Source organism: Leucobacter komagatae (assembly GCF_006716085.1).
Lineage (GTDB): Bacteria > Actinomycetota > Actinomycetes > Actinomycetales > Microbacteriaceae > Leucobacter > Leucobacter komagatae.
The window spans coordinates 2782406-2795112 of the sequence record NZ_VFON01000001.1 but is presented as its reverse complement, the minus strand read 5'-3'; the positions used below and the strand labels follow the sequence as shown (position 1 = coordinate 2795112).

The window sequence follows — 12707 nt, the reverse complement described above, 5'->3', positions numbered from 1 at the left end:
CCAAGACCCGATGATCGTCTTCGAAGACGTCTCGAAGCGGTTCAAGTTGCGTCACGCGCGCTCGCTCAAGCGGACGGTGATGGACGCCGTGCAGCGGCGCACGATCGCCGAGGAGTTCACCGCCGTCAACGGGCTGAGCTTCGAGGTACGGCCGGGTGAGGCCGTCGCGCTCATGGGCAAGAACGGCTCAGGCAAGTCGACGACGCTCAAGCTACTGTCGGGCGTGCTCCGCCCGAGCGACGGCTGGATCCGTGTGCGGGGGCGCATCGCGGGCCTGCTCGAGGTCGGGGCTGGCTTCCACCCCGAGCTCACGGGGCGCGAGAACATCTACATGAACGCATCGATTCTTGGCATGACGAAGAAGGAGACCGACGAGCGCTTCGACCAGATCGTCGAATTCTCGGAGCTCGCCGGCTTCATCGATACCGAGGTGAAGCGCTACTCCTCCGGCATGTATGCGCGGCTTGGCTTCTCAGTTGCTATTCACACGGAACTCGACGTTCTGCTTGTAGACGAGGTATTGTCGGTGGGCGACGCTGAGTTTCAGGCGAAATGCAACACCAAGCTCAAAGAGCTCAAAGAACAGGGCAAAACGATGTTCATCGTCAGCCATAGCGCTGCTCAGCTCAAAAAGCTTTGCGACCGCGGGATTGTGCTCGAGCGTGGGCGCAAGGTTCACGACGGCTCGCTCGACGAGGCGCTCAAGATCATCGCCCCAAAGAAGAAGTAACTCGCTATGCCCGAGACCCTCCTCGCCCGCCTGCGCCGCGGGCACCTAGTCTCCAGAGGATGGGGGCGAGCTGTTCGCGAGGCTCGCTCAATCATCACGACGGCGACGCTCTCCATGACTCGGCCGCAACCTCGTCATGCGGCGATCGTCACGCTCAACGCAGATGAAGAGAACGCCACAGTGCAGGCGGTGTTCCTCGGCGACAGTGGGGAGTTCGACCGCATCGTGCTCGTCACCCCGTCGCCCGAGATCTCTCGTATTGCCGTTGGCATGGCAGCGCGACGCCTCGAACTCGAGATGCCTCCGCAGCTGGAGTACCGGAAGCTCAGCTACCGGGCGCTGCTCGGCGCGTACCGTCGCAGCCGCGATACGTACTCCACGCACGTGCTGCTTCCCGGGCGAGACTTCTCGAAGAAGCGGCGCCACGTTCACCTCACGCACGGCAGCGGCCCCAAGCCAGACACGACCTTCCGCGCACCAACGAACGTGCTCGCCTCGATCACGCCACAGTGGGTCGAACAGCAGCTCAAGGAGTACAAACTACCGCCCGACACCGAGGTGATCGAGTATATGCCGCGCCTCGAGATTATGCGCAGGTCTGTCGGGGACACCTCGATACTTGAGAAGCTTGGGCTGGACCCGACGAAGCCGCTCGTCGTTTGGGCGCCGACGTATAGAGTGACTCGGCGCGGGCGCGAGGTTCGAGTGAGCGGCAGCCCGTTCGATTCGCACCGGCCCGCGATACCGGAGGCAATCTCCCAGCTTGCAACAGCTTTCGGTGCGCGCATCGTAGTCAAACCACACCCGAGAGACGAGACTTCTTTTGAGAACATCAACGCAATAGTTTTTACAAATGAGGCCCTGCGGTGCATTGGTTTGACTTCATATGAGATCTTTGGAGCAGCCACAGTCGTGGTGACCGACTACTCAAGCATCTCCTCGGAACGAAAATACATGGGGCTCGCGTACCGGCTTGTGTAACCAGATGCAAAGGCATTTCAAAGCAGCTACCGTGGATTAAGGTCTAACGCCGCAGACTCGTTTTGAGGCTGGCTGCACCTTCACCGAGCTCTATGCCGGTCACCCTGATATCTATCTGCGCTAGGCAAAGTCCAAACTACACACGACACAACCTACGCTGACGACGCAACGAACTGGAGACTCTCAGCTAATCCATAGGATAGAATCTAGTTCGGGAAGCGATGAAGATCGTCGATCATGCAACCAGAGGGAGAAGCACAGTGAAGCTGGAGACAGAAGGCCAGATTCCCTTGCATTGGTGGGACATCAAGCCGAATTTTGGCGATGCCTTATCCCCCTGGCTAGCCCAACACATCTCTGGAAAACCAGTTTCATTTGCAGCGAGGCACTCTCGCTCATATCTATCCATCGGATCGATCCTTAGTCACGCCGGAAACGAGAGCATCGTTTGGGGCACCGGTTCCTTTGGCACAGAGACGCCTTCCCAGCTTGCAACAAACGCTGAGTACAGGGCCGTCCGTGGACCTCTAACTCGGAACATTCTTGAGCGAAACAAGATTTCATGCCCTCGGGTGTATGGCGACCCAGCCCTACTCGTACCAGCGTTCTATTCACCTGACGTCGAGAAAACCCACGAGCTTGGTATCGTTCTACGCTGGTCCGAATCGAATCGGAACAAACATGCCATCCCTGGTGTAAAGCCAATTTTTCTTCGCAATGACAATATTGAAGAAGTTCTCGACAGTTTCCTTGCTTGCGAGAAAATCATTTCCACGTCGCTCCACGGCCTGATCATCGCGGACGCCTATGGAATCCCGAACGCCTGGCTCGACTCTCCCACTCCCAAGGGACTTGAGTTTAAGTACTGGGATTACTTGATCAGCGTTGGGAAAACTCGAGATCCGCAACCATATCGCCTTCATGCACCCGGGTTAACAGCGTCAACGCTGCTAAACGACATGAATTTTGACCGCCGCCCGGTCAACCTGGATCTGGGTCCCTTGCTCAGCGCTTGCCCTTTCAGAGATTAGTTCGGGGATTCGTGAAGAACTCCGGTGTTCTACGCAGCCAGAGACCCACCCGTCGTCCTTAGTTGCAGCTGAAGGGCTCAGCAGCGAAGTCGGGAAACATCCACTGAGGTTCAAACACTTTATGGTCGATGACGGTCCCGAGGTCAACAAGTGCTTGTAGGCTCAGCTGTAAGCGCGCGACCGTGCAAGTTTTGGCGTTTGCTTTAAGTAGCACGCAGGGCTCTCCTTGCGACAGTTCATCATAGAGTTGGAGACTAGCGATGGGGTGGGGACAGATAGAGAAGTCGTCCGAAAGACTGCTTGCGGTTCACATTCAACTCACAGACCTACTCTCCTCCCAAAGATGGTCCCGCTGTCAGATCTGGGGCGCGACACTCAGCACTCACGAATGGAGACCCAGGACCGGCCCGACGCTAGCATTTGATGTCGACCCGGATCCGATCGGCCATCCAGTAACACTTGTCACCCGCGACTCTGCCTGGTGCGACCGGATAGGCGACGCGCTCACAAGAGAAGGCATCGGGTTCACACGAGAGCAAGATCGGCCCGAACGGTTCCAGATCGACTCCGCGGCGGCGAGAAAGTCGACGACCCCTGCTTCACTTGCGAATGCGGCGTCGCAGATCATTCTCTCCACACGCGATGCGCTCACTAGGGCTCTGAGAACCGAGTTGTTCTGGGCAGACACAAGCACCGGCATCAGAATCCCGTTCTCGGTCAAACCAGAGCGGAAGGCGAACACTTCGATCATTTTCTTGTTCACTTCGATCCGCTCAAAACCTCATTGGGTTGACTTTGATGGAGCGCAGGGTGATGCGTTGAGCACCAACCGCGGAAGGATTGTTTTCCTCCACGATGAGTTTGCAACCAATTTCACCTATCATCTCGCACTGGAGGGCGACAGCCGTCTGCTCGCTGCAACGGCACGGTTCATCGAGGCCTACGTTGCCGAAGAAGGCTATGCCTGGGATCAAGTCATTCTTGCCGGCATGTCAAAGGGAGCGTCGAGTGCTCTGGCTGTGAGCGCCAGGATTCCGCAATGCGTTCTCATACTCGTCTCTCCTCAACTCGCGGTCGGAGCCTACTTGACCGAGAACAGACCGAATATACTGCGCACCATTGCAGGCACCGACGCCCCAGGAGCTTCATCCGCTGTCGATAGCATTTTTTGGGATTCATTTGCAGCTGTCCCAGCCCGCCATGGAATCACAAGATGCACTATCTTGACCTCACAAAATGACCCGCACTGTACTGAGGGGCTCAAGCAGCTTGCCGAGGCGCTAGACATTGGAGACAAACTCGAGATTCATGTCGACACGGGCGAGAACACCGGCAGCCATATCGACACAGTGCATTTTCACGCTTCGGCATTCGCGGCCCTGCTTTCGGCTAGCACTTCTCTTGCCCCCCTGAAGCTGATCAACGGATTTTGAGAACGGGTCACAGCGCTTGGCCTATGTGAGTTTCTGACGACGACTCCAGGAGAATGAGAACTAAGTGTAGTTCCTCGGGACGTTGTGAACACTCGAGATAGATGAAGACCTCCAACAAGACGTGTGCTACCACGCTCAATTCCCAGACCTGCGGTCTTCTTGCCCCGCGCCAGTACGTCCCTCACCTTAGCCGGACGGAATGCATTGCCGCGGGGGCCTTCACTCACGGAAGAGCTATCAGTCCTGCTGCGGACGGTTCCCCAGTCTCGACCGCGACAACCAAGAAATGACCCCACGGGTACTGGGCCAGTGGGGCACACGTCGCTCAAGTGATCTGGCTCGCAGCCCAACAACCCTTCCGGTAGTGAGGCGCGGGCGTGAAGACCCAGGCGACCCCGCACTTGTTGATGTCAAGAAGCTCGGCATCACTCCTGACGGGGGAACGGAAGAGTCCAAGGTCGCGGCTCGATGCCACACCGCCTGGCGAAGGCAGCCCAGACAGCGGCACTTAGGCGGGAGCGTCCCTGTCGCGGATACCGGATTTGCATCACGGCGTCGATGATCACTCCCGGCTCGGGTATTCCGAGATAGTGAGAGGGATGAACGATAGGAGACCGCCGCCCGATTCTGAGAACGAGCACGAATGCTCTTGAGAACGCAGGTATCGAGGAACGTGAAGCCTTGACCGGCAACGGATCGCCATGCAGCTCTGGCGCGTTTGATACTGCACTTGGTGATGAAGCGAGGCATTGCTACAGTTGCCCGTATTGTCCTCAAACCAGCGCGAGAAAGTAGAGCGGTTTGACCAGACCCTTGCGCACGAGTGGGCATACGCGACGACGTATGACAATAGCGAGGCCAGGGCCGCAAGATACGATGCCCGGCTTCATCCCTACAATCATCATCGACCCCATACCAGGATCGGTGGTCAGACACCCTCAGATCGTGTTCACAACCTCACCGGGACCTATGCCCCATCGCTCGATCAGGTTCGACCCGAATAGACCCCACAAGAACCGCTAAATCCGGACCACCCAAGTTGCCTAGCGCTAGTCATTGAGAGCCCAGCGCCATTCGTGAAAACGATCAGGAGTGCGCCAGGATTTCCCATATCTTTCTTCGAGGAACGCCGTTGCACCGTCAATTACAGGCAGACTCGCGCCTCCGAACGTTGCCAGAGAAGTCGAGGAAAACCAAGTAGATGGCATTTCTCTCCACTTCGCTCGCTCCATGTGTCCATGCGCTACATCGCCATTGACGTGGATCGCGAACACATCGAGCGAAATAGCTGATCCAGGCAGCTTAACGTGAAAGTTGAAGTAGGATCCGTTCGGCTCGACAATCCACCCAGCATTTTCCAGATGACGCATGTATTCTTCCCGCCGTTCAACGAAATCACGGTGGGTCTCTGCAGTGATCGTTGCAAAAAAATCAAAGTCGTCGTCATGGGGTATCGGCCCCCCTTCGCGGATAGCGCCTAAAAGGCTTCCGTACCCTAGCGAGACTTTACTTTCTACTTCGGCTGAATCCGCGATTAGCCGATTGGCGTGCTCATGCATTTCCTGGAGTTGTGCTTCCCCGAACGGCATAGGAGTAATCCCATGCTTTGCAATGTACATAGGTGAACTACCAAGGAGCGCAGTCACTGCCGAGAACTGCCGCTCCAATGAATCCAATCGGGTCCGCGAGTTGAGCAGCTCCGAGAACGCAAAGATCCCCGACCGCGAAGCATTGTTTGCGTGCACCTGCCCACACAACAGGTAAGCAAGAAGAAACCAGTCGTGCGAGCTCATTTCTGCCGAGGATCGCGCAGCTCGAGTAGTTGGCACTAGCGCGAACAAAGCGAGACACTCTTGCCTGCTAAGAGTAGGCGCTACCGAGCGTAAGAAACCAACGATGTCAGCGACGATCTGGCTGCGCCCTTGCTCTCCTCGCGTTGCGAGCTGCACTACTTCCGCGGAATCGCGCCCCGTGAGGGAGGCCAGCACTTCCAGCGTCTCTCCAAGAAAAGTGGAAGCTCCAGAGTCAAACAAGATGTGTGAGTCTCCATGTTCATCCCAGACTGTAACACGCATAGAACGGGCCCGCCTGCCGAGGTTATCCGGCCGGTTAAACACGCGGATACTTTCGAGCGCCTGCGGTACCATCCAGGTCAGTTTCCAGAATGGGCGAAGTTCCTTCAGCGTGTGAATTCCAGTCGGCTTGTGGGGTCCTTGAGGCTGGCGCTGACTAGCAAAGCGCTGCGAACTCTGTTCCACGCGATATCCCGCTTCACGGAACCCTCGCTGATTTACGCCTCGAATGCTCAGTCCCCTCAGGTTGAGGAACTCTTCCTTTCCCCCAGAGATACGAACCTCCAAGGAAGATACTTTGCCAGCAAATTCAAGAATCAAGCAGTCTGCCCAAGTGCCGCCAAAGAAACCTAGCGATGGCAGTGAGTTAGAGGCCTCCGAGCGAATCGCGATGCTCTCGTTCATGGTCTTGCGTACTCCTCCCGTTGGAAAACCTGCGGCATGTGTAACGTCACGGTTGGAGGAACTCGTCAACAAATCGCTCTGAACTCGCTCCGTCATCGTCTGGCGCAAATCTCTTCACAAACGTTTCATAACGTTCGGCATAGTTCCGCTCCACTACGTCAAACACCCGAAGCACCTCAACCACATCTTCAGCAGTTCTAGCAATCGGTCCAGGTACCGTCGTTTCAAAGTCTAGATAGAATCCACGAACTGAGTCTCGGTACTCCTCGAGGTCGGGAACAAGGAAGATTATCGGCTTCCCGGTATTCACAAAGTCAAACTGGATTGACGAATAATCTGTCACCAAAACGTCGGCGGCAAGCATCAAGTCGTTCACGTCTGGGTAACTTGACACGTCGATGCTGTTTGACCCATTTACGGTCTCAGCAGACCTCACCGTGTTCGAATGCCCCCGGATGAGCAGGACGCCGTCACGACCGAAAGCCTCCGATACATGCTTGGGAGTAAGCAGCACCGGATTCTTGTACTTACCGCTACCATCTCTGAGGTTATCCCGCCAAGTTGGCGCATAAAGCACTACTCGCTGATCGGGCCGCAGGCCCAGATACCTTCGCACTTTGAGTCTTCTTGTTTCTGCTTGCAGACCGAACAAACTGTCGTTCCGGGGGTAGCCCTCGACAAACATGTCGCCCTCGTAGCCAAATGCACGTGCAAGAGTGACGCCTGCCCACTGGCTCTGGGCTAGAAGCACGTCCCACTGTTCAACCTCTCGCTTCATGGTTTCCCGGTACAGGAGCGAGAGGTTCGCGGCAGGAACGTCATTTCCAATTCTCTTCATTGGGGTACCGTGCCAAGTTTGCACGTAGAACTGCTTTGGAGCCTTGATGAAGAAAGCCGGAAAATTATTATTGTTGACTAGGTACTGAGATGTTGCCAGAGCTTCGTACCATTGTTTCGAGTAGCGAATTACAGGCGTTGCTCCAGCAGGAACTGACACAGTGTGATCGCGCACGGTCCAAAGACGCTTAAGGTCAGGTCGCGCCTGTCTTAGCGCAGCGTCGATGCCCTTCGGTGAATCACCAACCGCACGTCCCCCGAACGTTTCAAACAATACCGAGGCCCGGAGAGCTTGTCCCGACGCGGCGACACTTCGGTAGGTCCGCGCGTGCTTTGTCTGCGCGTAGACCCCCCGCTCGTCCTCTTGGAACGGCGCAGCAAGGACGATCTCCAGACCTCCGTCTCGAGGGCGACGTTGGAGCGTAACCCTACTTTCATGGTCTCGAAGAACAAGAGGAAAGTCCTTCGACAACGCGGCACTTGGAAGCAGAGTAAACGTCGGTGCCAGTTCAGTTTTTTGAGCAAGTAGCATTCCGAAGAGGTAGGTTCCTGATAGGAAATGAACTTTCGTACTTTCAACGTCCTCGCTTCTCAGCGAGAAGTGTGACACGAAGGCTCCGGTGCTGGATTCATACTCAAGATAGGCCGGATAGAGCGTCTGTTCTTTGTGCCACAGCATCAGCGAGGGAGTCGCCTGGCGTACCTGGCTGCGGTCGAACCGCACTACACCCGAAACGTGAAGCATTCTCCCGTTGTCTGCGAGGCGAACATCACGGACCTCGCCAAACTGGACGTACCTTTCGACCTGCAGCTGCCCATCTCGATTTGAATGAACACCATACTGTTCTAGGCTCATTGTGCGCCCTGCAACAGCGTCAGTTTCTAGCGTGCCTAAAAAATTGCCGTCTAGGCAGAGTTCGATTGGATCGCCCCGGTAGTTCGACTTGATGCGCGAAAGGCTGACGGGCAGGTCAAAGTGGCCCTCCCATTCCTCACCATCTTTGGTTGACGCAGTTGCTACGAGCTCATCGGGTTGGCCGCGCCAAAGATACATCTCGAGCGTCTCTGGGCACTCAGCTCTTGCCGCATAAAACCGGAGCGACAGCTGACGTCCATTGAGTGCTAATTCACTCAAGAAAAACTCTGCTCGCGTGGCAGTAATTCGAAGTGCATTGTCCTTTCCATCAAACCGAAATCGCGCCCCCTTCCGAGTAAGGCGTCCTGCACCCAAACGAGCCAAGTCGCCAGAGTGCTGACGTTTGATCAACGTAGTGCGAAATACTTGGCCGAGGTAATTCGCTTCGACTGCGAGCACGCCAGAGTCTTCGTGGAAAAGCTGCCCGCTCTCAGAATTGAGCAATGCTTCCGGGAGAGTGAGCCGGAACCCACCAAAGCTATGGTCGTTGTAAGCGTCACGCACGAGCACATTCGCTACAGGCTGTCGCATCGGCTGGATCTCGACTTCGAGTCCAACGAGCTCCTCGCGACAAGACCCAAGATGTTCCTGCAAAATAGCGGCATTGAAAGTAACGGTCGCGTCCAGCTCAATATTGGGTACATGAATGAAGCCTTCGAACGTCACTGAGCCATCGTGGTGATACTCACCACGAAGCAAGGTCGCTTGGATCCCCTCGTCTGAGATGGGCGTCACTAGCAACTCATCTTCGATTTCAAAGGAAAGCTCTTCCATGGGCTTGACGAAAGCCGTGGGAAAACTGTGCTGAAGGAATCGTGTTCTCCAGCCTGAGCCATGTTCTTGATAATAGAACAGTACCCTCTCAAAGTCTTCCCTTTCCCCAAGGGCGATCGTGAGCATCTGCAGCCTTCGGTCAAACGGGATCGACACTACAGCGTCAGTCGTCGCGTCGGAGTAAAAGCTGCGAACCGCTCTTTGCAAGAGCGTCCAAAACTCTTCGGTCGCCCTCGGGACCTCTCTCATATACCAATAGAGGTCGTCCCCGAGCAGTTTGGCGTACCACATGTTGAGCAACGACGCCGTTGCTCCATGATGCATCACCCCTCGTACAGTCCGGGCGACAAGCAGACGGTCCTCGAGGTCTTCCGTGGAGTGCTTATTCTGAGTAATTGAGCTTCCGTCATCACGGAACCTCCATCTATATACCGTTTCAATGAGCGAATCAAAGGTGGCGCCCTCGACGTATAGCTTTGCCGTGCACTCTTGGTCTTCGTAGAGGACGCCCTCTGGGAAAAGACCAACACGAGAATCCCAGACGGTGCGGCGGAAAAGCTTGTTCCACACAAACACGTCCCACAGCACCGAGGGGTGATCCTCAGCTTTGATATGTAGCCGAGCTTCGTCGTGAACTTCAGACACCCATGCTGGTGTCCAAGTCCGTGTGGAGTTAAAGCGCTCGACCGCCCCAATTGCAAAGTCCGACCCTGTACGTTCCAATGACTTGAGCATCGTCTCGACTGCGCGAGGAGTGAGTTGATCATCGGAATCAACAAACGTCACATACTCACCAGTCGTCGCACGCAGGCCACTGTTGCGCGCCGCCCCGAGTCCGGCATTCTGCTTGTGAATGACTCTAACGCGTCGGTCCGAGCGGGCAATCCGATCGGCAATTTCACCGGTCTTATCTTTGGAACCGTCGTTTACAATTACGATCTCTATGTTTCTATAACTCTGTCGGAGCACCGTACCGACTGCGTCTTCGAGATACTCCGCAACGTTGTAGGCGGGGATGATGACGCTAACCTTGGCTCGAATTGGGGGCTCCGAATGGATTGGTAGTCCAAGGCTCGCACGCACTCTTGGCGAGTCAACAACCCGTCCAAAGCCAGCCCCACGAAGCTTTTCGGCCAAGCGACCATTCTGCTTGATTCGAATTATCTTCACGTCGTCTCTCCTACGATTGGTTCTGGCTTTGCCGGAGCTGGTTTACGCTTTTCCCTGGGAAGAACGTCAAGCAAGGCCTTGCGGAGCAACTCGGAGTTGCGGTAATTGGAAAACTCACTAGCTCTGCGTTTGTCGCATTCTTCTCCGGCGGTCGCTCTAGACACCAGCTCGACGACTTCCGACCCGCGACGCATCGTCCCACGGAAATCCGAATAGATTCCGCGATACTCCTCAAACTGAGCCAGGTCCGCCGCGAAGATGGCGGTCGGTAGCCCGAGCGCGTCAGCATCGAGCAGCACAGAGGAGTAGTCCGTGATGACAGCATCAGCCGCGAGAAGCAAGTCCTGAATCTCCTCGGTGGATGCATCGACGCATCTCGGGTGTGTGGTCGCCACGGAAGTCGCTAGGTATCCGTGGTCGTGGAACGCAACGACGAAATCTTCGCCCAGCTCATCTGCAAGCTTCGCCACATCTAGAACGTACTCATAGTCAAAGTCACCGTCCTGGCGGCCGTAGTTCACGTCCCGCCATGTGGGAACGTACAGCACCAATGACTTGTCTTCATGATCGTGACCGCACAGTTGCCGTCGCACACTGTCTCTGGGCTCTGTCTCGCTCCGCTGCTTCAGCAGGTACTCAACGCGCGGATAACCGCTGCGGATCATCTTCTCCGGGTCAAACAAGAACGCCGTCTCGAACTTCTCGGCGGCGGCCGGCGAATCGACGACGAGGTAGTCCCAGTTCAGAATGTCTCGATACTTGTTGATCTTGTGGTGCCGCTTGTTCCAGATAATCCGCGGCTCGTGGGAGTCGAACAGCATCCGCTTAAGGGGCGTCCCGTGCCACAGTTGGACCCAGGTCGAGTCGCGGTGTTTGCGCACTCTCGGCGGAATCCAAGACTCGGCTAATAAGAGCTTCGTCCGAGCGAGGTAGGTGTAGGTCTCCGGCGAGGCTGGGTCCAGGCGGTACTGCGGCGGCACTCTCTCGTCAGCGGTCACGAACCGAATCGTAAAATTGGCAAACCGTGGGTCTTCGAGAAGTTCTTCAAACAGGTATCGCGAGTTGCCCGTGTACTTGAAGTCCAACCCGAGGAAGGTGATCGTGCCAGGCATGATCGGCTCTGCGAGTGCGCGCTCGAGTGCCGACGACCACGCGCTGTCCTTCGAGTTGCGGTGCTTGATCCGCTTGGCCCAACGTTTGGCCCGCTTGTAGCGAGGCATGACGACGTTCTTACCGGCCACCATTGTTTCGAACAGCGTCGCACGATTGCGTTCAAACATCTTGAGCCGAACGGCGAGGCGGGTCGGAGCGTTTGTCGAGGTGCCGTCGGGGATCACAACATCGGCATCATGCAAGATCTGCACGAACTCTCGCACATAGGCACGTCTGAATCGTTTCGGAATGCGACGTTCGTAGTATGGCCCGATTTTTTTCACGTGGTACGCGGCAAGGTACGCAGCGGCTCGGGGGTTACGACGATCGAGAAGTTCGAAGGTCCGCCGGACAGCGTAGAGGTGATCACGCACGTGCTTGTCAGTATCGGTATGAGAACGGGTTGAGGACTCCGGGTGAGGGTCGATCGTGTAGAGCGGCGAGTGCACGAGCGAAGCTCTATCGGCGCGGTTCACCGCTTGCAGCACAAACGGGTTGTCTTCATAGATACGGCCTTCTTCGAACCGGATCTCGTGGTGGTCAAGGAACGAACGCCGATAGAGCTTCGTCACCGAGTAGAAGTTCTGCACGCGGAGGAGCTCATCGCACTCAATCCCAACAAGCACGCGCTTGTGCCAGAACGGATCGGCGTTGTAATAGTGCACGTCGCCGGGCCTGCCAACGCCAGGCGTGTAGAGCTTCCAGTCGAAGTGCACCAGATCAGACTCATCCGCAACCGCGCGCTCCGTCGTGACCTGCAGAGTCACCCGCTCGATGAAGTCATCAGCATCGACGAAAAGCACGAAGTCGCCCCGCGCCTGGCCGAGCGCCCGGTTGCGGGCGGCCCCCTGGCCAGCATTCGGCTGGTCAACAGCGGTAACCCTGGCGTCAGATGCCTCATACTCGGCGAGGATCTCCCGAGTACCGTCGGTCGAGCCGTCGTTCACGACGATCAGCTCGAGGTCTCCCATCGACTGCCCGAGCACGGAGTCAAGGCACCGTCGCAAAAACTGTTCTCCGTTGAAAACGGGAACAATAACGCTCACCAAAGGCGTAGCGGTGTGACTGCCGGGCATGCTCCGTAGCGCTCCCCAAATAGAGCCGAACTGAGGTCAGGTTGACTCTGCCCCCAGCACAGTCAACCTCAAAGGCGCCCCTGTCCGAACCTGACACCAGCCTCGAAGCACAGGGACAAAGGACAGCCTA

8 protein-coding genes are annotated in these 12707 nt (G+C 56.4%); 5 read left to right on the top strand and 3 right to left on the bottom strand.

Going from position 1 to position 12707, the window contains the following annotated elements:
* The first annotated feature begins 10 nt into the window (after nt 1-10).
* The 5 genes from FB468_RS12690 (at nt 11) to FB468_RS12670 (ending at nt 5179) form a co-directional block, all read left to right on the top strand.
* Nucleotides 11-730, top strand: a complete 720-nt coding sequence (locus FB468_RS12690) for an ABC transporter ATP-binding protein (protein ID WP_141887671.1) — start codon at nt 11-13, stop codon at nt 728-730.
* 6 nt (nt 731-736) lie between these two features.
* Nucleotides 737-1711 carry a CDP-glycerol glycerophosphotransferase family protein gene (locus FB468_RS12685; protein WP_141887670.1) on the top strand — a complete coding sequence of 325 codons (975 nt, stop codon included), beginning with the start codon at nt 737-739 and terminating at the stop codon, nt 1709-1711.
* Between the two features lie 221 nt (nt 1712-1932).
* On the top strand, nt 1933-2742 hold the full coding sequence (locus FB468_RS12680; protein ID WP_141887669.1) for a polysaccharide pyruvyl transferase family protein: 810 nt from the start codon (nt 1933-1935) through the stop codon (nt 2740-2742).
* Between the two features lie 671 nt (nt 2743-3413).
* Complete coding sequence (locus FB468_RS12675) at nt 3414-4175, top strand: hypothetical protein (RefSeq protein ID WP_141887668.1); 762 nt, start codon at nt 3414-3416, stop codon at nt 4173-4175.
* 749 nt (nt 4176-4924) lie between these two features.
* Nucleotides 4925-5179 (top strand): integrase core domain-containing protein, encoded by a 255-nt coding sequence (locus FB468_RS12670; protein ID WP_141887667.1) that lies wholly within the window; start codon nt 4925-4927, stop codon nt 5177-5179.
* A 45-nt stretch (nt 5180-5224) separates the two neighbouring features.
* Here the strand turns inward: FB468_RS12670 and FB468_RS12665 are convergent, their stop codons facing one another.
* The 3 genes from FB468_RS12665 to FB468_RS12655 are packed head-to-tail and all read right to left on the bottom strand — an operon-like array spanning nt 5225 to nt 12577.
* Nucleotides 5225-6652 carry a LicD family protein gene (locus tag FB468_RS12665; RefSeq protein WP_170219725.1) on the bottom strand — a complete coding sequence of 476 codons (1428 nt, stop codon included), beginning with the start codon at nt 6650-6652 and terminating at the stop codon, nt 5225-5227.
* Between the two features lie 46 nt (nt 6653-6698).
* A complete protein-coding gene (locus FB468_RS12660) occupies nt 6699-10349 on the bottom strand; it encodes a bifunctional glycosyltransferase/CDP-glycerol:glycerophosphate glycerophosphotransferase (protein ID WP_141887665.1) in 3651 nt (1216 codons plus the stop codon).
* On the bottom strand, nt 10346-12577 hold the full coding sequence (locus tag FB468_RS12655; protein WP_141887664.1) for a CDP-glycerol glycerophosphotransferase family protein: 2232 nt from the start codon (nt 12575-12577) through the stop codon (nt 10346-10348). The genes FB468_RS12660 and FB468_RS12655 overlap by 4 nt, the downstream gene beginning before the upstream one ends.
* Nucleotides 12578-12707 lie beyond the last annotated feature (130 nt).

What these genes read in the sequence shown, in the direction of transcription:
- FB468_RS12665 (WP_170219725.1), bottom strand. Translation starts at nt 6,652, where the DNA reads ATGAACGAGAGCATCGCGATTCGCTCGGAGGCCTCTAACTCACTGCCA.
- FB468_RS12655 (WP_141887664.1), bottom strand. Translation starts at nt 12,577, where the DNA reads ATGCCCGGCAGTCACACCGCTACGCCTTTGGTGAGCGTTATTGTTCCC.
- FB468_RS12690 (WP_141887671.1), top strand. Translation starts at nt 11, where the DNA reads ATGATCGTCTTCGAAGACGTCTCGAAGCGGTTCAAGTTGCGTCACGCG.
- FB468_RS12685 (WP_141887670.1), top strand. Translation starts at nt 737, where the DNA reads ATGCCCGAGACCCTCCTCGCCCGCCTGCGCCGCGGGCACCTAGTCTCC.
- FB468_RS12680 (WP_141887669.1), top strand. Translation starts at nt 1,933, where the DNA reads ATGAAGATCGTCGATCATGCAACCAGAGGGAGAAGCACAGTGAAGCTG.